Annotated in this window: 25 protein-coding genes, 1 tRNA gene and 1 pseudogene; 14 read left to right on the plus strand and 13 right to left on the minus strand. The window is 63.5% G+C overall.

The features are described from left to right. Positions 1-104 precede the first annotated feature (104 nt). Positions 105-758, minus strand: a complete 654-nt coding sequence (locus tag PSC72_RS07610; RefSeq protein WP_274325289.1) for a DUF7095 family protein — start codon at positions 756-758, stop codon at positions 105-107. A 135-nt stretch (positions 759-893) separates the two neighbouring features. Here PSC72_RS07610 and PSC72_RS07615 point away from each other — a divergent pair, with 135 nt between their 5' ends. Continuing rightward, on the plus strand, positions 894-2528 hold the full coding sequence (locus PSC72_RS07615; RefSeq protein ID WP_274325290.1) for a sensor histidine kinase: 1635 nt from the start codon (positions 894-896) through the stop codon (positions 2526-2528). A gap of 59 nt (positions 2529-2587) precedes the next feature. Continuing rightward, positions 2588-3607, plus strand: a complete 1020-nt coding sequence (gene ncsA / locus PSC72_RS07620) for a tRNA 2-thiolation protein NcsA (RefSeq protein WP_274325291.1) — start codon at positions 2588-2590, stop codon at positions 3605-3607. A 306-nt stretch (positions 3608-3913) separates the two neighbouring features. On the opposite strand, the gene ftsZ is transcribed toward ncsA, so the two are convergent. The 3 genes from ftsZ to PSC72_RS07635 form a co-directional block, all read right to left on the minus strand. Next, positions 3914-5167, minus strand: coding sequence for a cell division protein FtsZ (gene ftsZ / locus PSC72_RS07625; RefSeq protein WP_274325292.1), 1254 nt, complete (start codon positions 5165-5167; stop codon positions 3914-3916). Positions 5168-5170: 3 nt separating this feature from the next. After that, a complete protein-coding gene (locus tag PSC72_RS07630) occupies positions 5171-5362 on the minus strand; it encodes a ribbon-helix-helix domain-containing protein (RefSeq protein WP_274325293.1) in 192 nt (63 codons plus the stop codon). 252 nt (positions 5363-5614) lie between these two features. Beyond that, entirely contained in the window at positions 5615-6208 is a 594-nt protein-coding gene (locus PSC72_RS07635) for a double zinc ribbon domain-containing protein (RefSeq protein ID WP_274325294.1), read from the minus strand. A gap of 158 nt (positions 6209-6366) precedes the next feature. Here PSC72_RS07635 and PSC72_RS07640 point away from each other — a divergent pair. After that, positions 6367-6440: transfer RNA gene (locus tag PSC72_RS07640), tRNA-Tyr, on the plus strand. Between the two features lie 405 nt (positions 6441-6845). Here the strand turns inward: PSC72_RS07640 and PSC72_RS07645 are convergent. From PSC72_RS07645 to PSC72_RS07660, 4 genes are all read right to left on the minus strand, one after another. Further along, positions 6846-7487 (minus strand): hypothetical protein, encoded by a 642-nt coding sequence (locus tag PSC72_RS07645; protein WP_274325295.1) that lies wholly within the window; start codon positions 7485-7487, stop codon positions 6846-6848. 151 nt (positions 7488-7638) lie between these two features. Further along, the gene (locus tag PSC72_RS07650) at positions 7639-7836 is read right to left on the minus strand and encodes a hypothetical protein (protein ID WP_274325296.1); all 198 of its coding nucleotides are present in this window, start codon (positions 7834-7836) and stop codon (positions 7639-7641) included. Beyond that, entirely contained in the window at positions 7829-8254 is a 426-nt protein-coding gene (locus tag PSC72_RS07655; protein WP_274325297.1) for a hypothetical protein, read from the minus strand. The genes PSC72_RS07650 and PSC72_RS07655 overlap by 8 nt, the downstream gene beginning before the upstream one ends. 93 nt (positions 8255-8347) lie before the next feature. After that, positions 8348-8551 carry a hypothetical protein gene (locus PSC72_RS07660; protein ID WP_274325298.1) on the minus strand — a complete coding sequence of 68 codons (204 nt, stop codon included), beginning with the start codon at positions 8549-8551 and terminating at the stop codon, positions 8348-8350. Positions 8552-9001: 450 nt separating this feature from the next. Between PSC72_RS07660 and PSC72_RS07665 the strand changes: the two genes are divergently transcribed. After that, the gene (locus tag PSC72_RS07665; protein ID WP_274325299.1) at positions 9002-9262 is read left to right on the plus strand and encodes a hypothetical protein; all 261 of its coding nucleotides are present in this window, start codon (positions 9002-9004) and stop codon (positions 9260-9262) included. Between the two features lie 79 nt (positions 9263-9341). Further along, positions 9342-11213 (plus strand): bifunctional DNA primase/polymerase, encoded by a 1872-nt coding sequence (locus PSC72_RS07670; RefSeq protein ID WP_274325300.1) that lies wholly within the window; start codon positions 9342-9344, stop codon positions 11211-11213. Between the two features lie 18 nt (positions 11214-11231). Here PSC72_RS07670 and PSC72_RS07675 read toward each other — a convergent pair whose 3' ends face one another. Next, positions 11232-12632 carry an AlbA family DNA-binding domain-containing protein gene (locus PSC72_RS07675; RefSeq protein WP_274325301.1) on the minus strand — a complete coding sequence of 467 codons (1401 nt, stop codon included), beginning with the start codon at positions 12630-12632 and terminating at the stop codon, positions 11232-11234. A gap of 204 nt (positions 12633-12836) precedes the next feature. Here PSC72_RS07675 and PSC72_RS07680 point away from each other — a divergent pair, with 204 nt between their 5' ends. After that, complete coding sequence (locus tag PSC72_RS07680; RefSeq protein WP_274325302.1) at positions 12837-13526, plus strand: hypothetical protein; 690 nt, start codon at positions 12837-12839, stop codon at positions 13524-13526. On the opposite strand, the gene PSC72_RS07685 is transcribed toward PSC72_RS07680, so the two are convergent. The 3 genes from PSC72_RS07685 to PSC72_RS07695 form a co-directional block, all read right to left on the minus strand. Further along, entirely contained in the window at positions 13523-14539 is a 1017-nt protein-coding gene (locus PSC72_RS07685) for a tyrosine-type recombinase/integrase (protein ID WP_274325303.1), read from the minus strand. The two genes, PSC72_RS07680 and PSC72_RS07685, sit on opposite strands and share 4 nt — an antisense overlap. A gap of 332 nt (positions 14540-14871) precedes the next feature. Beyond that, complete coding sequence (locus PSC72_RS07690) at positions 14872-15378, minus strand: hypothetical protein (protein WP_274325304.1); 507 nt, start codon at positions 15376-15378, stop codon at positions 14872-14874. Between the two features lie 149 nt (positions 15379-15527). After that, positions 15528-16313: a formate/nitrite transporter family protein gene (locus PSC72_RS07695; protein ID WP_274325305.1), complete on the minus strand. Its 786-nt coding sequence runs from the start codon at positions 16311-16313 to the stop codon at positions 15528-15530. A gap of 164 nt (positions 16314-16477) precedes the next feature. Between PSC72_RS07695 and PSC72_RS07700 the strand changes: the two genes are divergently transcribed. The 7 genes and pseudogenes from PSC72_RS07700 to PSC72_RS07730 all read left to right on the plus strand — a co-directional run bounded on the left by PSC72_RS07700 (position 16478) and on the right by PSC72_RS07730 (position 20688). Next, on the plus strand, positions 16478-16681 hold the full coding sequence (locus PSC72_RS07700) for a hypothetical protein (protein WP_274325306.1): 204 nt from the start codon (positions 16478-16480) through the stop codon (positions 16679-16681). Positions 16682-16770: 89 nt separating this feature from the next. Beyond that, positions 16771-17205, plus strand: coding sequence for a hypothetical protein (locus tag PSC72_RS07705; protein ID WP_274325307.1), 435 nt, complete (start codon positions 16771-16773; stop codon positions 17203-17205). 140 nt (positions 17206-17345) lie between these two features. Next, the gene (locus PSC72_RS07710; protein WP_274325308.1) at positions 17346-17549 is read left to right on the plus strand and encodes a hypothetical protein; all 204 of its coding nucleotides are present in this window, start codon (positions 17346-17348) and stop codon (positions 17547-17549) included. A 218-nt stretch (positions 17550-17767) separates the two neighbouring features. Further along, positions 17768-18397 (plus strand): HAD family hydrolase, encoded by a 630-nt coding sequence (locus tag PSC72_RS07715; protein WP_274325309.1) that lies wholly within the window; start codon positions 17768-17770, stop codon positions 18395-18397. Continuing rightward, positions 18394-19338: an adenosylcobinamide-phosphate synthase CbiB gene (cbiB, locus tag PSC72_RS07720; RefSeq protein ID WP_382261433.1), complete on the plus strand. Its 945-nt coding sequence runs from the start codon at positions 18394-18396 to the stop codon at positions 19336-19338. The genes PSC72_RS07715 and cbiB overlap by 4 nt, the downstream gene beginning before the upstream one ends. Beyond that, positions 19329-20146, plus strand: a pseudogene (gene cobS, locus PSC72_RS07725) (adenosylcobinamide-GDP ribazoletransferase). The gene cbiB and the pseudogene cobS overlap by 10 nt, the downstream one beginning before the upstream one ends. Further along, positions 20146-20688: an NTP transferase domain-containing protein gene (locus PSC72_RS07730; protein WP_274326156.1), complete on the plus strand. Its 543-nt coding sequence runs from the start codon at positions 20146-20148 to the stop codon at positions 20686-20688. The pseudogene cobS and the gene PSC72_RS07730 overlap by 1 nt, the downstream one beginning before the upstream one ends. 8 nt (positions 20689-20696) lie before the next feature. Here PSC72_RS07730 and PSC72_RS07735 read toward each other — a convergent pair whose 3' ends face one another. Continuing rightward, on the minus strand, positions 20697-21326 hold the full coding sequence (locus PSC72_RS07735) for a hypothetical protein (protein ID WP_274325310.1): 630 nt from the start codon (positions 21324-21326) through the stop codon (positions 20697-20699). 98 nt (positions 21327-21424) lie between these two features. Between PSC72_RS07735 and PSC72_RS07740 the strand changes: the two genes are divergently transcribed. Beyond that, a complete protein-coding gene (locus tag PSC72_RS07740; protein ID WP_274325311.1) occupies positions 21425-21877 on the plus strand; it encodes a hypothetical protein in 453 nt (150 codons plus the stop codon). Positions 21878-21907: the final 30 nt, after the last annotated feature.

The following is a 21907-nucleotide window of genomic DNA, read 5'->3' on the forward strand; positions in this document are numbered from 1 at the left end:
CGACAAGGACAGATCAACTCGTAAAATGCGGCAAATTGATCCGGTTGTTGGGCGGGAGCCGACGGGCCCGCGGCGGGGCCGCGGTGGGGGGAGAAGCGATCCGATCAGACCACGTCACCGCGGACGGTGGCGCCTTCCTGCTGGTCGCGATACCGCTCGACGGCCGCGGCGGCTTCCTCGGCGACGTCCGGGTCGGCGCCGAGCATCTCGAGGGCGCCCGAGAGCGTCGGCAGGACGAACTCCCCGTCGCGGAGCTTCTGGAAGGCGTCCTCGCTGCGCTGGCCGTCTACCCACAGGCAGGCGCCGCGCGGGTCGAGGACGTTCACGTAGTTCTCGCGCGCCAGCGCGCCCTCCAGGCGCTGGGTGACGTTGTCGTCGAAGGAGGCGTTGCAGACCTCCAGGTGGACCGGTTCGTCGTCGTCGACGAGGTGGGCCGCGAGGCACTTCTCGGGGGCGGCGTAGCCGTTGGAATTGGTCCGGACGTGTTCGGGGTACTCCGCGGCCCAGTCCGCGCGGACGGTCTCGCCGATGCCCTCGACGCCGAGGGCGAGGTCGTCGGGGTCGACGCCGTCGCCGTCGTCGCCGAGCAGGATGTCCTTGGTGAGGTAGACGTCGAGGCGCTCGACGGGGTCGAGGCCGAGCACCGCGTCGCCGAAGACCCAGATCTCGCGGACGGGGACGGGCATGCGGTCGTCCTCGACTGTGGCGACGAGGTCCTCGACGCGGGCGACGGCCTCGTCGCGAGAGAGGTCGGTCATCGGTGGTGAGTACCTCCCGGAGGGGGAAAACGGTTTCTCGACGGGTCGTCCCGGGGCCGTCCCGGGGCCGTCCCGGTGCCGTCCCGGGGGTCGCGGGGACGGAGATTTAAGATGCCCGTCGGTCAAGCATAGGCGATGCGACTCCGGACCAGGTTCGCGGTCGCGCTCGCCGTGCTGGCGCTGGTCCTCTCAGCGACGACTCTGGCCGGGTTCGTCCTCTACCGCGACGCGGTCGCCGCACAGGAGCACGACGAACTGACGCAGTCGGCGGAGTCGGTCGCGACGCAGCTCGACGCCGTGCTCGCAGAGAAACAGCGGCAGGTCCAGCTGTGGGTCGAGGCGCCCGCGCTGGTCGACCACGGGTCGATATCCCAGCAGGCGCGGCTCTCGTCGTTCGTGCGGACGACCGGGTTCAGCGGCGCGTCGGTGATCGCCGCCAACGGGACGATGATGGCGCTGCACTCCCAGGGGCTCTCGATCGGGGAGCAGCAGACAGTCGTCGGGGGCGACTTCGCCGAACGGACGTACTTCCAGCGGGCGATGGCGGGCGAGACGTACGTGAGCGATCCGGTGCGCGCGGAGACGGGGAACTTCATCGTGACGGTGAGCACGCCCCTGTACGAGGACGGCGAGGTGGTCGCGGCGTTCAACGCGGCGTTCCACCTCGACGCGGGCGACCTGGCCGAGATCGTCCGGGCGAACTCCGGGCCGAACCAGGGGATCCGCATCGTCGCCAACGGGTCGACCGTCTACGCGGCGGGACCGGTCGACCGCGACGCGGACGTGATCAGCGCGAACGCGACGGTCAGCGGGACCGGGTGGACCGTCTCGGCGACGACGACCCAGGCGGCCTTCGAATCGCAGCTGTGGCAGGTGACGATGGCCCAGGCCGGGGCGTTCGGGCTGGTCCTCCTCTCGATCGCCGTCTTCGGCGCGTGGCTCTACCGCGAGTTCGTCGGCAACATCGAGCGCCTGCACCGCGGCGTCGGGTCGCTCGTCGACGGCAATTACGGGTCGACGGTCGCGCTCACCGGCGCGACCGAGTGGACCGAACTCGAGGGGCAGTTCAACGAGCTCAGCGAGACGCTCGCCCAGCGCCGGACGGAGGTGATCGTCCTCAACCGCGTGCTCAGGCACAACCTCCGGAACGCGATGACGGTCGTCGTCGGCAACGCCGACCGCATCGCCGAGCGCACCGACGAGGAGACGACGGCCGTCGAGGCCGACCGCATCCGCCGGCGCGGCGAGTCGCTGCTCGATCTGGCCGACCACGCGCGGGCCATCGAGGGCTCGCTCGGCGCGAAACCCGAGGAGACGGTGCGCCGCTCGGTCGACGCCGTGACCGAGGAGGTCGCGGCGACCCTCGTCGAGGAGTTCCCGCACGCGCTGGTCGAGACCGACGGCCCGGACGACCCGGCGGTGTTGCCCAACGGCGACGTGTTGCTGGTCGTCCTCGACGAACTCGCGCGCAACGCGATCGTCCACAACGACGCGGACGTGCCGACCGTGCGGATCGGGGCGGCGGTCACCGACGGGACCGTCCGGTTCACGGTCGCGGACGACGGGCCGGGAATGCCAGTCGTCGAACGCCGCATCCTGACCGAGCGGTTCGTCGAGACGCCCACCCAGCACGGCGCCGGCCTGGGCCTGTGGCTCGTCAACTGGCTGGTCCACTGGGCCGACGGGGACGTGACGGTCGACGTCGACGGCGGGACGACGGTCACCGTGACCGTCCCCTGTGAGCCGGGGACGGACGCCGAGCGAGCGTGACTCACTCGCGCGCGACTGGAGCGAAACGCTGACCCCGCTCGCCCCGATACGTTCGCCCGATGGACTGCGACAAGTGCGGGTCGGAGGCGGTCATGCACGCCGCCTACTCGGGGCTGCACCTCTGCGGCGAGCACTTCTGTCGGACCGTGGAGTCCCGCGTCCGCCGGCGCGTCCGCGAGGACAACCTGATCCCGCGTTCGGCCACGCCGGAGGACCCCGAGACGTGGGTGATCGGGCTCTCCGGCGGGAAGGACTCGGTCGTCCTGACGCAGGTGCTCCACGACACCTTCGCGGAGGACCCGCGGATCGAACTCGTCGCGCTCTCGATCCACGAGGGCATCGAGGGGTACCGCGACGAGTCCCTCGACGCCTGCGAGGAACTCACGGCCGACCTCGACATCCGCCACGAGGTCGTCTCCTACGCCGAGGAGTACGGCGTGCAGATGGACGACGTGGTCGAAGCGGACCCCGAGGGGATGGCCGCCTGCGCCTACTGCGGCGTGTTCCGCCGCGACGCCCTCGAACGCTACGCCGAGGAACTGGGGGCGGACAAGCTCTTCACGGGCCACAACCTCGACGACGAGGCACAGACCGCCCTCATGAACTTCTTCGAGGGCGACGTACAGCAGATGGCCAGCCACTACGACGCCTCGCTGGGGCCGTTCCCGGAGGAAGACCGCGACGGGAACCCCGTCGACGACCCGGTCGATCCGACCGAGCGGCCGCGCCAGCCACAGGACCACCACGTCCCGCGGGCGAAACCCCTCCGCGACGTCCCCGAGAAGGAAGTCGCGCTGTACGCGCACCTGCAGGACCTGCCCGCCCACATCACGGAGTGTCCGCACGCCGAGGAGGCCTACCGCGGCGAGGTCCAGGAGCTGCTCCTCGGGATGGAAGAGAACCACCCCGGGACGCGACACTCGATCATGGCCGGCTACGAGAAACTGGCCGCGCTCGCGGCGAGCGCGTTCGGCGCGACCGAGCCGGCCGACTACGGCGAGTGCGACGTCTGCGGGGCGCCCACGGGTCGCGAGGTCTGTCGGAAGTGCGACCTGCTGGACGCGCTCGAAGCGGTCTGAACGACTACGGCCGATCCCTTCTCGCCACGCGACGGATCCGGCGATAGCCGTACCACCGTGAGACGAGTCGGACAGACGCTCCGCCGGGAGTCGGACGCCGTCGGACAGTGAGACGAACCGACGACGAGTCAGACGGCGTCGGACGACCCAGTGGTGGGGTCGAAGCCGTCCGACGGGCCCGTCGCGGGCCGACCGGCGTCGGACGACGTCGTCACTGGGCGGGCGAAAACGGAAGAGAGAGTGGGTCGAGCAGTCCTTTGGAGTTGTGGAGGGGTCTCCAGCGGGAGTCGGTCGACCCGGGAGCCGTCAGTCCGGACGGATGACGTCCAGACCGTTGTTCTTCTCGAGGTTGTCCCGGCCGCCGTCCGTGTGGCCGTATCCGGGGTCGCCGCCGGCGCCGCCGGCGTTGCCGCCAGCACCGCCGCGGCCGCTGCCGCCGGCTTCGTTGCCGAAGTCGGTGTCGATGTTCTGGCTGGCGTCGAAGGACGCGTCGTCCACGTCGTCGAGCGCCTGCCGCGACTTGTCGGCCTGCTTCTGGGTCGTCGGACCGAGCACCTGGGCGGACTTGACGCCGGTCATGATGGCCATGACCCGCACCTTGCCCTTGTACTCCTCTTCGATGCGCGCGCCCCAGATGACGTTCGCGCTCGCGTCGAGGCGCTCGGTGATGTTCTGAGCGATGCCCTCGGCCTCCTTCAGCGCGAGGTCGGGGCCGCCGGTGATGTGGACCAGGCCGCCGGTCGCGCCGCGGTAGTCCACGTCGAGCAGCGGGTGGTTCATCGCGTCCTTGACGACCTCCTCGGTCTTGTTCTTGTCCTGGGTCTCGCCGACGAGCATCACCGCGACGCCGCCCTGGTTCATGATGGCGGTCATGTCGGCGTAGTCCAAGTTGATGAGCGAGGGCTGGGTGATCGTCTCACTGATCCCCTTGACGGTCTCGGCGATGATCTGGTCCATCACGGAGAACGCCTTGCCGATGGGCAGGTTGGGGACGTAGTCCAGCAGGCGGTTGTTGTCCAGCACGATGATGGAGTCGGCCTCGCTGCGGAGGTTCTCCAGGCCTTCCTCGGCCTTCACCGTGCGGGCGCGCTCGACGTTGAACGGCGTCGAGACCATGCCGACCACGATGGCGCCCTGGTCTTTGGCGATGTTCGAGACGACGGGGGCGGCACCGGTACCGGTCCCGCCGCCCATGCCGGCCGTGACGAACACCAGGTCGGCGTCGCCCAGGACTTCCTCGATGGTACCCTGGGCCATCTCGGTGGCTCGCTTGCCCATCTCGGGGTCGCCACCGGCGCCGAGACCCGAGGTCAGCGACTTGCCGACCAGGATCTTCGTGTCCGCCTCGATCATCTGCAGGTGCTGTTTGTCGGTGTTGATGGCGACCGTGTCGGCACCGTCGACGCCGATGTTGTACAGGCGGTTGACGGTGTTGTTGCCGGCGCCACCGCAGCCGACGATGACGATCCGCGGGTCACCGAATCCGTCGCCCTCGGTCTCGTCCATCTGCTGCTGTTCCTGCTCGTCCCGCTCGAGGGCCTCCTTGACGATGTCCTGCATCGGTCAGGCCCTCTGCTGCCAGCTACGGCGCTTTCGCTTCTCCGACGGGCGCTCTTTGCCCCCGTCCTGCTCATTTAGTTTCTCGCGGACGGCCGCCCGGATCGCCTCGCTCCGGTTGGGGTACTCCCCAGTTTCGACCATTCGCTCGACCTCTTCGATCTGCTGCTTCGGAATCCGTAGTGTCACACGCTCCATGTTTTTGATCGTTCCCCTTGGGTAAGACGGCGTTCGCGGACGAGTCGTCCGTTCGTCTTACACGGCGACAGCGCCATCCGATTCGACGTAATCGCCCGAAGGCGCGGGTCACACGTCCGCGCTTCGGCCCGTGTAAGACGACCGTCTTACGCAAGCATTACATCTGGGTGTGGCATTATAAAGGTTGCGGCGGCCGTCATACGACCGCGCGTTTACGGCGTTTAACGCGATCTGCGTAGCGTTTACGGCGTATCACGTCTGGTCGAGCACGTCGGCCGCAGGGGTGCGTCGACCGCAGCCCGGGCAGAACGCCCAGTCCGAGCGGAGTTCGTCCCCGCAGTCACAGAAGACCCGGTGGGACGCTTTCTCCCCGCAGTTCGGGCAGTAAACGTGCCCAGCGGAGATGGTTTCGCCGCATTGCGTACACGGACGGGCCTCGCTTTCGAGGACGTTTTCGTCCGCCTCGCTGCCCGTCTTACGAGTGCGATCCGTGTTAGACGCGTCTGTCGTCGAGGACGCCGACGCGTCGGACGCGTCCGCTGACGCGGCGTGTTCGCCGTCGAGAGCGATGTTTACGTTGATGTCCTGCGGCTGGGACGGTGTAAACGCACCGTCCAGGCGCTCACCGACGATAGCGTCCACGCGCTCGGCGATGAGGTCGTCGATGGACTCGACCGGGTCCGTCGTGTCGGCGGTCGAGGTCGACGCCGTCGCCTCCGACTGGGCGTCGGACGCGTCGTCGAGGAACTCCCGCAGGGCCTCCCGCATGATCTCGCTCTTCGAGGCGTCGAACTCCTCGAGTTGCTCGATGAGATCGTCGTCCGCGCGGAAGGTGATCTTGCTCATTCGGCTCGTGCTACTCGTTGTCCTCCGGGTATTTCAATCTTCCCGCGTGTCTGACGCCCGTCTGCCGCGCGACGGGCGCCGTGCGGCTGATTCACACTCTCACTCCGGCCGGAAGTCAAAACGGTTAAGTCCAGTACGGCGGCTACCTGTAAGTGCGCCCGCCCTTAGCTCAGACTGGTAGAGCAGTCGACTGTAGATCGACTTGTCCCCCGTTCAAATCGGGGAGGGCGGACTTCCTACCCTTGCTATCCAGATTCACAGGATAGCGCCCCGATTCGGCGCTATACTGCTCCGAAAACGCCTCGGGGTTCACTTGGTCATCAAGTCCGGTCGTAGCCATCTGGTGGTTCATCGTGGCCGAAGAGGGGAACGCGCTTAGACCTTAGCGTAGTAGATGAGTCGTGTCGTGGTTCCAAAATTGGGGTTCGTCTGAAACTCGGAATACGGGAATTCAGCAACGCTTGCTCAGGTACGAGAGACCCCCGCAGGGTTTGATGGCTCACTCCCACTCGGAGATGGGAGTCATCATCGAGATATCCTTCTCGCTCCCCTTCGCTCCTCTCAGGCGATGCCAGAACTGTCGAGCAGAAGACGATTGCTCGCTATTCAATCGCTTTCTCGCCGCGCTCAGTGAATCTCAGGAACTCCCATCCTCGACGAAGGCTCTCCACGATTCGAGTGCATCCGCTTTCTGACTCTCTGGGTCATCCAGAACGCCGACTTCCTTGAGCATCCGGAATATCGTCTTGTCGCGTTTGCGAATCTCATCGAGGAGGGCCGCTTCCTTCTCGTGGCTTCCGTGTTCGGTGAAGATAGTCTCGGTCAGGCCGGAGACGTTTTCGACGTAGTCGCTGGCCTTACTGACGATGTGGAGTTCGATGGCGATTCGCCGGGTCATCACCCTATCGAGATAATCGACGTCTCCCGAACGTGCTCGAATTCGGTCCTGAATTGAAGCGGCGACATCCCGGACATACTCCTTCTGCTCTCGCGGGAGTGACTGGAAGTAGTGATGGGGGTCAGCGTTCAGGGCGTGAGTCTGAGCGTTCTGGTTCCCCTTCGGCGCTCCAGTCGAAGCCCCTCCATGGTACTTACAACGCCCTTCACCGAGATGGTCTGTTCCCTTCCCAGCCGTGGCGTTGCAGTATCCAGCGAAGACCGTCTCCTCACTCTCGTCGTCCCGCTCGACTTTCTTCCCGTTGCACTGCTCATCTGGCTCTATTCTCGGAACCTCGTCAGGCTCGTTGCCGAGGTACTGCTCTTCTTGCTCGATGGTCATGGTCTATGGAGTTGATGTATGATGTGAGGGGTGGGCGTCAGCGTTAGAGCGTTGAGCATTCCTTCCCCACCATTTGGGAGGGGGATGGCTACGGGGAATCTACGAATCAAATCGTCTCGACCGTTCTCCATCGGAAACATGGGGGTATCCTCTACCACCAGATATGGGTATCTCCGACTGGCTTTCCTGAGGGGCGTGGGGATTCATCCAGTAGCTCGAACGCCTCTTCGGTACTGACTCCGAGTTCTTCGGCGACTTCCTCGGTCGAGACGGCGGGATTGGTGACGGACTTCTCCATCTTCACGACTGTATCTGCATCCTCGGACGTCACCTCCTGAGATTCACTCATCGTTTCCCCCGTGGTCCCAGCCACCGACGGGAACTTCCTCGGGATTGGCGTCTTTGCTGTTCGTCCGACGACCTCCCTGAATCTGGAGTTCTTCCTCCACGGTCAGGCCTTCACGGGAAGCCCGAGAGATTTCAGCCGCGCTCATGTCATCGTTGAGTCGTGGGTCTCTACCTGGTTCGACTCGCTCCCTCTCGACTGTCGAGGTATGAGGGGAATCGCTCTCTGTGAATCCAGACACCGGAATTTCGACTTCCTCCGTCACCGTATTCGGCCCCGACCCTCGGCTGGCGTTCGTCCGAGACTGGTCGGAGTCGAAGAGTTCCGAGACAATCTTTTCGTTGAACCGCTCCTGTAGAACTTTCTTGAGTTCCTCGCGAGCCTTCTGCTTCATCGCATCACTGGGCATAGCTTTGCTCATACTCGGGGATATGGGAAACAACTTAAACAACATTCCGCCGGAGATGGCCTCAAACGGGAGGAAGAGGACGGCTATCTACGATTTGAGACGGATTCAATCCGAGGAAGGTATTCCTCTCAGACTGTACTTTGCAACCTCCGGCGATCCCGAGAATTCTCCCTCTATCGATGGGAGTTCTTCGGGGTCAGCGTCTCCTCGGCGTAGATACTCGTTATGCATCCGACTGGAGTGAGTTCGGAGTGGGGTTTCTTCGAGGAAGACCTTCTCACAGTATGGGCAGGGCCAAATCTCAGCCATATTCGGACCTTCGACTGTGAGGGGGATAAACTGTCTCTGCACTGAGAGGAGCGAGAGGCGCGCTCAAATAGATTTGTCGAAGAGATGGCCCTTTCCGTTGCCCAAGCCCTTCGATTCACTCTCTGCTTGCCCTCGCGGCGAGAACTGGCACTGGATGGATTTCGGGACCGTACTATTGAGAACCTCGTTCATTTTGACCACATCTCCCACAGTTTCCCGTACCACTCCATCGTGCATTTCCGATGAACCGGCCGACGAAATCAAGCGGTTGAGGTAGAGTTCTTCATATACCCCTACTTGAGTAGGAGATGGCGTGATTCTCTGACCTTCTCGACCATCCTCGATAAATCTGGATACTCACGTCTTCTATTGCGTACTAACGACTTCTGAGCCAAAGAGTCGAACTTGTGTTCGCCAGCAGTTATGACAGTTCGGAGGTCAATCGAATATATGGCGAAAGAACAGACAGAGGTTACGACAATCGGCGTTCAGAAAGACACGCATCGAGAAATCAAGAAAGCCAAGCCCGAAGGGGAAACTTGGTCGCGTTTCCTCAAGCGAGCAGTCGAATCCCTCGATTCGGACAAGGCGTTCACGGATGGACAGGAAGAGCGCCTTAACGAACTAATATCGGAATCAGTCCGGGACGAATTCGAGGAAGAGTGCGAGGAGCTGGTCGATGAGGCGTTAGACGACTTCCTCGCCCAGTAGGTCAGAACGATGAGAGGGATTGAATCCGGGGGCGTGGACCCCCGAACCATGGGAAGTAACGAAGGCGACGCCGAAGGAGATGACCTTCGACATGAGAAAATCTGACTCGAATAAAGAAAATAGTTCCGCGCCGAGAAGCTCCGAGAGTACCGTTACTACCAAAATAATCGAGAACCGTCTTCGGGAGGCAGGCGTTCAGATCGGTCGATGCGCTAACGTCGAGGATGGCACTAAGAAGTGCTACAATCACGAGGAGAAGCGCCCACCTTCCGATCATCACGGGAACTATACGATTCATGGGGGTGACGGACTGGTCATCCTCGACATTGACGTACCCATAGACGACCTTCCGAGATGGGTCGCTAACCTACCAGAGACCGTCTTCACGGAATCTCCGCATGGTGGATATCACCTCTACTACACCGTCAAAGAAGACGCTGGAATCAGCAATAGCGAAGTGGACTGGGGGAGCGTCCGTTACGATGGCTGGTACGCTCTCGGACCGGGCTCGGTCATCGACCATGACGTATTCTGTGGGGAGAATTGTCCCCAGACAGGAACGAGCAAATATAATGTCGGTTCTCTGAAGCCAATAGCGGCGCTCTCCGGGGAATATCTCGAACACCTTCGAGAGGCCTGTAAGTCCAACAATGAGGGGAGTAATGAGGAACACGCTGGTGACAAAATCACTCTCCCGGATGAACATACCATCAAGGAGGCGAATCGTTATCTCTGTGCTGACCTCCTTCCGAAGACCAAACGCTTCCAGAAAGACATGATGGACCTCCTCAAAGGGGGAACTGGGACTTACGACCTCCGGCGAGATGATGGGTCAGGGGATATCAATCGAAGTGCCGCAGACTACTACGCTCTTGACGGACTCTATGGGGCGTTTCTATATCGCGGTGATAATGAAGAGGAGGGGCGATGTTTTGCGCTCGACCTATACAAACACTACTGCCGAGAAAACCCCTATGACAAGACCGGGAACCTTCGGAAATGGCTCCAAAAGGGAGAGGGGTACCTGCAAGAGCAAATGGATGCAGTCCAGAGAGAATTTGAATTTGGTCTCTGGCACAAATGGCGACGCTCCGAATACGAGGGAGGATACGACCCTGAGGAACATAAGCCATGGACTGATCCATCGAAGGATGGCGTTCCGAGCCTCGTCACCAAAGACACAGTCCGGGCTACGATGTGGATATTGACCTATGAGAAGGAACCTGAGGAGGTAGCGGATATATTTGGACTTGACTTATCTATCTCCTCTCCCTCTTGTGGGGAAATATGTACCCCCCTCGGGATCATATCGGCTTGCGATTCCCGGAGGTATCCAACTGCAAGTGAAGTCGGGAAGTTGGCCGCCGAATTAAATCCAGAACGGACTGCTTCCTACTTCGCAGAGGTCGTCAAGCGGATTTGCCGTGAAACCGAGGAAATCGCTCACGCATATTGTCCGCACCGTCCGAACGGAGAACGCCACGTCTACTACCTCGAAGGCCTACCGGACCCTGATGACGCCAGATGGGTGAAGGTCGGGAGTCAGGAACGCGATCCAGAGCAGGAGGAGACTGAGCCGAAGTTGATGACTGATGGCGGGACGCTACGCTCGGAAGCGAAGCAGGACCTCGAACGAATTCGGAAGGCTCGTGATGGAGAGGTTGACTCGACGGATAGCCCTGAAACCTTTACCTGCCCCATCGAGGGATGCTCTCGAATTGTCATCGGCTCCCCTGACGCTCTCCGGAGTCATGTCCGGCAATCCGGAGAGGAGAGGCATCGCCATAGAAGGCTGGATGACGCGCTTAAAATCGAATTTGATGAGGAGGCATATCACGCGGCGTGGGGCCCAAGACTCCCTGAGGAGGGCGATGAGCGGCAAAAATCGATATATGCCGACTACCAAGGGAACTGGGAGCCGGGTGTCCCAAAGAAGGATAGGGTAGCTTGAATTTGGTATCTCGCAGCCTTAGAAATAGCTCTGGTTGAATCCAAGAGCTTGCATGATGGCATCCAGCTTATAATTAATCTGGTAGGAGGTATGGTCCGGGAGTTGGTCGAGAAATAGGTAAGCATCCCAGTTTCTTTCGAGGATTTCAATTAACTGTCTCGCGTAGTCTTGATGGGATTTCACTTCTGGGTCGGGGGAATCGGGAAATTCAAATTCAGCGTCAAAGTCGATTTGGAGTTCAACCGTACCCATGTCTTCACTAATATTATTGAAGCTATCCTCTACTGTCCGGAGATTGTGAATGGGATGAGCATCTGGTGGCCCTCTCCCCCACCCAAGCCGACGTCCAAACTCAATTTCAAAATTAAACCGATTTGGTCTCGAAATAGTCAACGTCGGTATTCTCGTATACTCTTCAGATTTCTCAGCTTGAGTATGGAGATCGATTGCTACTTCTACATCGGGAGGGGTTTGAAACATCCCACCGAAGGTAGACTCCACCGGGTCAACTGACAATTCTGCTAAAAGACTCTGTTGTAATCCCGTCACCTCAATCTCAGATAACTCTAATTGATTGGTAGGGACATCACGATTCGGGGATATCGCGTTATTATCCACCATGTAGTGTCCCCAAGAAATAGAGGGTGATGCCTCCATCTTTCCTTTACGACGTTTCTCAATCAGCCACGACTCACGATGGGCTTCACATAGATTTCTGACGAAGGCGAAAGGAGCTATTTCTCGGATGAAGTCAGACATCTTTTCCCCCTCATTCTCTAACAGGAACTCTTCATCTTCGTCTGATAGGTCCCAATAGAATTCACTGAGCAAGCTCTGAGAGTCCGGTAAATGTAGTTTAGGAAGCCCAAGACCATCCTCTGTTTTGAGGTATACGAACCACGACGTGCAATCGAAAGTTGCGCTTGGTGAATCTCGCTCAAACAACCACTCTAATTCCTCAGTTGAAACGAGACGCGGTCTATCCCCTGCCCGAATTCGGTATTCTCTTGTCTTTATGTCTTGCCCAGAAGCTTCCACAACTGCATGGGGAGGCCCCCTACGCTGGCTGATATCGACGACGTATACATTTCCATTGTCTACATCACCAAGGTCAGAACCGTAGAATTCTCGCGTAAATTCGATTTTTGGCTCGCATCTATCGTGGGCAACTTCGCTAATTGTCTTCAGTGATCTCTCATCATCAAGTGACAGTTCCTCTACCTCCCGCGTCTCATCATCAACGCCAAAAATCAATTTACCTCCTTGCCGGTTTGCAAAGCCGACCATCTCCCTTGCAATCTTTCGTCGGTGTTTATCTGAAGGCTCTCGAAGAACTTCCGCACTCTTGAATTCCTTCCTGTAGTCCTCATCACCTTCGATTAGCTCGGCGAGGTCTTGATTGTGGATTTCATTTGGCATTTGCACCAGATAGCCTCTCTCGTGGTATAGTGGTTTATGGACTGATAGTCACTCCTCAGCGCAAGTCTGAGCGCGAGGAATCTCACTTCGATATTTCCCGTTGCCTGCAAGGGAAAATCGCCTCTGAGTGGCGAGGAGGAGCGAGAGATAGCTCAAATCAAGAACTTCCAAAGAATAATCTGAGAAGGTGGCAGAGACTTGGGTATGACAGATGGTTCATCTGATGACCAACTCTTTCCTGAGATCGGGGACGAAGCACATCTCTATCTAAACCATAATCAGACCCGAAAAACCGAACAAGCGAACCATGCCCTCAAACTGCTACAAATTGACCTTCTCATAGCCAGTATCTTGGTCGCCGCTCCAGTTCTCTTTCAACTTCGAGGACTCAATCAGTTTGAGATATTCGTGGTAAATCTCTATACGCTCGGTGGAGCGGTCTTTTGGCTACTATCCGTGGGTGCGGCGACGAGTGCGTTCACTATTTCTCGGGCATCATTAAATCCAGAACTAACCGTCTTCGAGAACTACCTTAACGGGGAGTTTGATGATGTAGAGTTTCGAGAATACCTCGGAGCCATCAGTACTGAATCAAAGCGTACGAGTGGAGAATGTTTTTGGCTATTGACGATTTCAGCGTTTTCCGCTGTCTTGGCCGTCTGTTTCTTCGGGTTGAGCGTCGTAGATTCTGTGACTTCAATCCCAATTGCATATCTACAAGGACTTTGGCCTCTCCTCGTTCTTGGCCTAATTATTGCTCTCCCTTCTGCGATTTTGGCGCTTATAGGACGCTTCCGACCGAACTCCATCTATCTGAGTTTCAACTCCGAGGACTTAGAGCGACATCTCGATGAACGAGGTCAGTCCGGGAAAGTAGGAGAAGACTCCGATTAGATATCTTCGAGGTATCCTCTCCGTTGTTCGACCTTCACCTCCTCGGTTCTCCGGTCGTAGTGCTTATCCAGAACATCCTGCCCCACATCCATCCGGTCGGAGACGACCTTCTCAGGAACGTCTTCGGTCAGGAAGTGAGTGATCGCCCCTCTACGGATTGAGTGGGGGCTGACGCTCGAAGGGCACTTGCTACGATATCCGTATTTGGTCGCCTCGCAGTCCCGTTCTCGTCGGTCATGCGGGCAATGGTCTCCGTAGTAACAGGGGCGAGTGACCGTATAGACTCTCTCGCGCATGGTCGATATCGTCAATCGGCCCTGCTCCGAGGCGAAGAGAGGTTCTCGGTCGTTCTCATCAGTGACCTCGGGGCGATTATGGTCAATCCAGTCTTCGAGGACTTCGCAGAGGTACTGGCTTAGAGCGACCATCCGCTCCCCCTCGGATTTGTTCTTGAGAGGCGTCTCGGTATCCGGTCGATGGGTAAGACTGAGGCGTTGCTCCTCGGAATCGAAGTCCTCGATGTCCAGCGAATAGACTGCTCCGATTCGGAGTCCAGTATGCCAGAGTAATTCGACCAGCGTATGAGAACGAGAGGCATACTCAAATCGGCGGAGATATTCCAGTACGTCCTCGGCCTGTCCGGAGCGAAGCGTCTCCTCTCGGCGCTCCTCTTCGTTCGATGGCGTCGGGAGGAGAATTTTCTCGTGAAGCCCTTCCTCGACTGCATCGATGGATTCGCACCACTTGATGAAGACTCGGAGCGATTTCAGCTGCGTCCGGAGGCTGACCTTGTTCAGGTCCCCATCCTCCTTACGCCAGAGCCGGAACTTGTGGAGAGTCCGACCATCGAGTTCGTTCAGATTGTTTAGTCCGTTATCCTCGGCCCAGCGAATGAGATGCCGGAGTCGATAGTCGTCTGCCTGTACCGTTCGTTCTGAGACTTGTCCACGCCGGTCGGCCAAGAACATCTCCTTGGCTTCCGAGGGCGTGAGGGGTTCGAGTTCCTTCGTCATGATTGCCTCGAACCACCAGAAGGCGTGAGGGTCGTCTCTTTATTTCAGAGACTTGTCCCCCGTTCAAATCGGGGAGGGCGGACTTCCTTTCCCGTTGAATCACGACAGATAGCTATGCGCCTGCTTTCCGGCTATCAGACCGTTCTACTCCCGAAATCCGTTTCGCGAACATCGGGCCGATTTGGTGAGTTCAACTGGAGTCAAGCCGCGGGTCAGCGCCGTCTGGCGAATTTTGTAGTCGAAACGGCGTGGTCGGCGGAATCAGCGCGTCGTCGCCGACCTCCGCGTCGCAGTGGGGACGCCGATGGGCTACTTCGGGAGCAGGATGGCGTTCAGCGATGCCGCCGCAAGGTCTCACGGAGCGACGCGGCCTGGTTCCGGAGACGGTGATCTTCCCCGGAGTGGTCGAACTCAGCGAGGTCCGCCGGCCAGTCCGCTGCCTCGGCGTCCGCCTCACAGGCCCACGCAACTTTCCGGGCGCAGGCGATCACCTGCTCACAGAGTTCGTCGGTCTCCACGACGTACCCTCGCTTGCTTTCGGGGTGAACCAGTTCGGAGCCCCGCAGTGATATCCGAATCCGATCACCCTCGACGAGTTCAACTCGTATCTCCACGACTCCCCCTCCCGCTGCTGCCGTGGCCGGCGACCCTGCCTCGACGACCGTTTCGAGGGCTTCGAGCAGATTGGAAAGCGTCGTATCTAGCAGGTATCCCAGGTACTCGCTCGATTCTCCTCCCTCGTAGCGAACCAGGGGGACGCCGTCGACCCTCACACCGACCCCTCCCTCGACGTAGCCGAATTCGACGTAGTCGATCCGGACGTCGACACGCAGCGCCATACGGATACCGACAGAATCTCGGTACTTATCGGATCTGGTGGCCGACCCGCTCCGACGCGATGCAGGCGTCGGCGCGCTCCCGGTCACCCCCTCCACGGTGCCGGTCGATAGCGGGGGTCGGTACTCCCGCCGCCCAGTCGCGCGAACACTCACTCGTCGGACTCGTGGGCGCCCATCGCCTGAGTGATGTGCGTGACCGTTACGAGGCCGAGGCCGCCGGCGAAGTTGCCGGCGGTGACGACGGCGGTCATCGTGACCAGCGCTTCGAGTCCGATCGGTGCGCCGAGGTAGATGCCGAGGACGACGTGGACGACGGAGACGACGACGTGGTCGAACGGGCCGAGCGCCAGCATGAAGCCGACGGCGTACGTCAGGGAGAGCTTGCTGCCGTCGCTTCGGACGGCGACGATGAGAAAGGAGAGCAGACTCACCAGCGTCCCGCCGGCGATGCCGCGCGCGAACCAGGCCATCGTCGATCGGTGGGCCGTGTCCTCGGCGATGGCTCGCAGGACCTCGGTCGACGCCTGCGGGATGGCTCCCTCCACCGCGAAGACGAGCGCGAAGAGGCAGCCGCCGACGAGGTTGAGGGCGAACGTGACGACCCACAGGCGAACCAGTGCGGGAACTGCGGAGAATCCGGGTCGTTCGACCGCGGCGGCCGTCGGATCGGCGAAGTTCTCGTTGAACAGCTCTGTCCGACCGGCGACGAGGAAGACGACGCCGATCCCGAACGCGAGCGCGCCGGCGACCTTCGCGACGTGGCCGAGCGTCGGTTCGACGAAGGCCTCGACGATGCCGAGGGCGACGACGCCGAAGACGATAGTGAACCCCGCGATGAAGCTCGTCGAGGCGAGTTCGAGCAGCGACTGGTCGAGGCGGCGCTCGCCCTCCTCGACGGAGTGTTCGAAGAGTTCTGTGGGCGTTCGGGGAGACACGCTCTACGTTGATATTCCGGACAAAAAAGCCATATGCCGGCGATATAGCGCCGTTCGTCTCCCTTGCGAATGCGGGCCAGGACGCCAATCCCGTCCACTCCGTAGTGGCGACGATGACACCACGACTGCGAACAGTTTTCGCTGTCCTCGCACTCGCGGCGCTGGTGGTCGTTGCCGGCTGTGGGGAACCGGGAGGCGCCGTCACCGAGGCCGGCGGCGACGAGACGACAACGACGACGGACAACGACGCGGGCGCGGAACCGATCGCCCCGAACGGGACCGAGTCCGAACGGACGGTGACCGGCGAGCCGACCGAGACGCGGACTCCGCAGCCCGCTGTCGAAGATACCGCCCTCGTCGGCGCGTGAGCGGCCGACGAGAGCGATCAGCCCCGGCTTTCCCGGGGCGCCGCCGGAGTCGCCGCCGAGCGTAAACCGCTGGGGCCCGAACCGGGGGTATGGACGAGATAGAACTCGGCCAGGCGACGATCGTCTACGAGGACCCCGAGGAGGGGACGACCGAGGTCACGGTCGACAACGAGGAGGTCGTGTACGCGCGCGACCACTGGATGCTCCGGTCTGGCTCGGACGACCAGGGCAACGACCTGATGAAACAGATCCCTCGCGACCGGGTGTACCGCGTCGACCGGAACGTCCAGCGCTTCGAGGAGGAGGCGTCGACGGTGCGCCACCGCGTCGAGTCGCTGGCGAACGAGGTCCGCGACCGGATCCCGGTCGGGGGCGACGGCGACCGCGGCTCGCGGGGCCGGGGCGGCGACCGCCGCTCACCGGGCCGGAGCGACGAGGGGCCGACGCGCGTCCCGGTGACCGAAGGCGGTGACGGGGGGCAGAATCAGTCCGACGACGGGGGACAGGACCGCGACGAGGGGTGAGCGCGGACCGGGTCGACCCGCCGACGGCACCAGTCTCGCCGCTCGCGGACGACCAGGATCGATAACGGGGGTCAGCACGCCGAGGGCGTCCGACGGCGGCGTTCTCAGCGGATGTAAACTATCCTCGCTCTTTTTAGTGGATGCCGGCTTGTGATCAGATGGTCACGATGGGCGTCTTGGAACGGGCCAAACGCGCTTCAGGGTTGTCGCACTCGGAGGCGCACCCGTACGTCTGCGTCGACTGCGAGGCGCAGTTCGACGTGCAGTATCACACCTGTCCGGCCTGTGGGAAGTACGATATCCGACGGGCCAAGTGGATGGACGCGGACGGCGCGGACCGCTGACGACGGCCGTCCGTGCGGCTCCGCGACGACTCAGGCCTGCCCGAAGCCGAGCGCGCGGCCCCACCCCATGTGACCCGGGGCCATCCGGCCCACGCGGTTCATTTTTATCGACGACCCGAGTCGGCGGACGTAGTGACGACCGCGAGGTACCGGATAGCCGTCCTAACTCGGATGAACAGTCCGTGTCGTTGAAGGGCGCCCGTAGCGATGGGGTGGCCGTGGTGGTATCGTTTGATCTATTCGGCACGCTCGTCACCGTCGAGCGGCCCGACGACCCGGCGGAGGCGGTCGCTCACGAGCTCCGTGAGCGAGGGGTCACGATCCCGGACGACTGGGCGCGAGCCTACCGGGAACCCCAGGTCGCCGTCGACCCCGGTCGGGAGACGCCGCTGTCCGAGCACGTCTCCGCGGCGCTGGAGAGTCGGGACGTCGACGCCGACGACGCCACGGTCCGCGCGGCGGTCCTCGCCGCGTTCGACCGGCCGGTGGCGACGCGCGAGGGTGCCGAGGCGGCCGTGGACGCGGCCGCTCGACACGGAACGGTGGGTGTGCTTTCGAACTGTAGCGTCACAGGACTGGTCGAGCGGGCGCTCGACCAGTCGACGATCGACCCGGAGCGGTTCGACGCCGTGGTCGCCAGCGTGGATTCGGGCTGGCGCAAGCCGGACCCGCGGGCGTTCGAGGCGGTCGCCGGCGCGCTGGACGCGCCGGTCGAGCGCCTCGTTCACGTCGGCGACGACCCGGCGACCGACGGCGCCGCGAGCGAGGCCGGCGCGACGCCGCTTCTCCTCTCGGACGTCCCACTCCGGGACTTCCCGGCCGAGCTGGAGGCGATACGATCGCGGTGACGACAGCCGCGGTCGGGGTCGCCCTCGCGCTCGACGCCGCCGCGGGCGAGCCGCCGACGCGGCTCCACCCGGTCGCCTGGTTCGGCCGGCTGGTCGCACCGCTCGACCGACACTGGTCGCGCCCGCGCATCGTCGGCGCGCTCGCGACCGGGACGCTCCCGATCGGCGCGGCGCTGGCCGTCGGCGGGCTCGTCGGCGTGGCGGCCCTCCAGCGACCGCTGGCGGGCGCCGTGGCCGGCGGGCTCGCACTGTTCGTCACGACGAGTCTCCGGCGACTGCTCGGCGTCGCCCGCGCGGTGACGGCCGCGAGCGAGACCGACCTCGACGCGGCCCGCGACCAGCTGCGGGCGCTCGCGGGCCGGGACGCCTCGGCGCTCTCGGCGGGCGAAGTGCGAAGCGCCGCCGTCGAGAGCGTCGCGGAGAACCTCGCCGACGGACTGGTCGCGCCGCTCGGCGCGTTCGCCGCCCTCGCGGCCGTCGGCACGCGCATCGCGCCGGCCGTCGCCCCGGGCGTCGATCCCGCCGCGGTCGGACTGGCCCTCGCCGCGGCCGGCGCGGCCTGGGTGAAAGCGGTCAACACGATGGACTCGATGCTGGGCTACCGCTCGAAGCCCGTCGGATGGGCGCCGGCGCGACTCGACGACGCGGTGATGTGGGTGCCCGCGCGAGCGAGCGCGGTCCTGCTCGCCGCGGCCTTCCTGGCGCCGGGGTCGCTCGCGAGCGCGCGTCGCTGGAACGAAGGGGTGCCGTCCCCGAACTCCGGCTGGCCGATGGGAACGATCGCCGCCGCTCTGGACGTGCGTCTGGAAAAGCCAGGCGTCTACGAACTCCCCGGAGGGCCGTCGCTGCCGACGGTCGCCGACGCCCAGCGGGCGGTTCGCCGTGCGGGCGTCGCCGGCGGGCTGGCGTACCTCGCGGCGGGGGTGGTCACGTGGGTCTGAGGGAGGCACCGACGGCGCTGCGCGGCGCGCTGGGGTTCCTCTCGCGGCTCCCGGTCGGCCGGGACGAGCGCGCGTGGGAGGCGTTCCGGACGGCGCCGTGGACGCTCCCGATCGCCGGCTACGTCCTCGGCGCGCTGGTCGCCGTCCCGGTCGCCGTCGCGCTCGCGCTCCCCGTCCCCGCGGTGACGGTCGCGCTCGCGTACGTGCTCGCGGTCGTCGCGCTGACGGGGATCAACCACTTCGACGGCGTCGCCGACCTGGGCGACGCGGCGGTCGTCCACGGCGACGCCGAGCGACGGCGCGAGGTGATGGGCGACACCGTCCTCGGCGTCGGCGGGACGCTCGCGCTCGCCGTCGTCGTCGCCGGGCTGGCCCTGGCCGGTACGGGCCTCGCTGCGCTCCCCCTCGCCGCGGCCGCGGGGCTCGTCGTCGCGGCCGAGGTCGCCGCGAAGCTCGCGATGGCGACGCTGACCGCGCTCGGCTCCGCGGCCCACGGGGATTCGGCGCCGCTGTCGCCGACGAGACGCCGCCCCGCGGCCTCGTCGTCCCGCTCGCGCTGGCCGTCCCAGCCGCGGTCCTGACGCTCCCGTCGCTCGCGGCCGCGGCGGCGCTCGCGAGCGCGCTCGCGGTCGCGCTCGGAGTGCTCTGGTGGGCCCGCGCGCGCCTTGACGGGGTGACCGGCGACGTGATCGGCGCCGCGAACGAACTCGCGCGCGTCGCCGCGCTCCACACCGGACTCGTCGCCTGGCACGCGGGCGCCGACGCGCCGGTCGGACTCGCGGAGGTGACCCAGTGGACGCCCTGGTGATGTGCGGCGGGGAGGGCACGCGGCTCGACGCCGACGTCGAGAAGCCCCTGTTCCGGGTCGACGGCGAGCCGATGGTCGACCGGGTGGTCGCGGCGCTGGAAGCGAGTCGGATCGACAGCGTCTACGCCGTCGTCTCCCCGCACGCGCCGGAGACGGCCGCCTACGTCGACTGCCCGACCGTCGAGACGGCCGGCGAGGGCTACGTCGCCGACCTGCAGGACGCGCTCGCCGACGAGCGGATCGACGAGCCGGTGCTGACGGTCGCCGCGGACCTGCCGCTGCTCGACGGCGAGGCCGTCGACGGCGTCCTCGACGCCCACGAGGGCGGGTCGCTGACCGCCGCGGTGCCGACGTTCCTCAAGAGCACGCTCGGGGTGAGCGTCGACGCGCGGTTCGTCCACGAGGGCGAGGAAGTCGCGCCGACGGGGGTCAACGTCGTCGGCGACGAGCGCGACGCGACGGTCGTCCGCGACGACGCGCGACTCGCGGTCAACGTCAACCGCCGCGAGGACGCCGCGGTGGCCGAGCGACTGTTGCTGTAGATCGAGGATCAGCACCGCTGTACGAAGCCGTCGTCGAGAGGGTCCGGACCCGGTGAGACGCGTCCGTCGGTCTCCGCCCGAACGGTGCGGTCGGCCGAGACGGAGTACACGACCGTGAAGTCGCCGCGGGACTCTCCCTCGAAGACGCGATCGTACGCCAGTCTGACGACGACTCGGTCGTCGCCGCTCCGGAGTACTTCGGCGGTCGACTCGGCCAGTCGGACGTCGGGGAACTCGTGCGCGGGGAGTCCGGTTCGGCCGTCGGGCGTCTGCGGGCCGAGGTCGTACATCGCCCGGTACGCGAGGTAGTAGCGCTCGTACTCCCGGGCGTAGGCGACCGCGGCGTCCGGCGTCGGGGTGTCCGGACGCTCCGGGACAGGCCGGGGCGTAGTGCCGGTGAAGCCGGTGAACTCGTCTGTCACGCACTCTTCCGGTAGGTTCCCGAGGGGTTCTTCGGTAGCCGACGGCTCGCTGTCGGTGGCCGTCGCTGTCGACTCGACTGCCGACGGGGGCGGGCTCGACGTTCGGGGCGCGGGGGTTCTCGCGGACTCGTCGTCGGTGTCCGACAGCGTTGGACAGCCACCGAGACCGGCGAGTCCGAGCGAGACGCTCGCGAGTACCGACCGCCTGGAGGGCATGGCAGCCGCCACTCCCGGGCCCGGTAAGTGCTTTGTCGCCTCGGGGCCGCTGGCGGGCCGTGGGAAACCCTCAATGGGCTGACCGACGAAGGTGTGGTATGGCATTCGACCCCGAGGTACCCGACCCGCCGAGACTCGACGCCGCGGAGGACCCGGGCGACTACGACGCGGTCGAGGAACCGGAGACGAGGACCGGCGAGGAGGGCCGGCGCGAGGCGCTCGCGGAGTTCCTCGAAGACGGCGCCTGGGAGGACGCCTTCCGCGAGTGGGCCGACAACGCCTACCTCTCAGACGAGCAGTTCGAGGCCGCCCGCGAACTGGGACTGATCGCCGCGCTCGACTTCTACTGGAACGAGTCGGCGGGTGACGTGGGGTATCTCGCGCCGACGCTGGCCGCCGACCTGCCCGAGCCGTGGGACGAGCGACTCGACCGCAACGACCGCCAGGACATCGACGAAGCGCTGGACGAACTCGGCCGAACCACGAGCGAGGTGCTGGAGAACCGCTACATCGACCGCGGGTCCGAGGCGTTCGGCTACACCTGGGAGTAGGGCCGACGGAGGCCTCGGGAGCCGTGGCGA

This window comes from Halosimplex aquaticum, from assembly GCF_028747785.1.
Lineage (GTDB): Archaea > Halobacteriota > Halobacteria > Halobacteriales > Haloarculaceae > Halosimplex > Halosimplex aquaticum.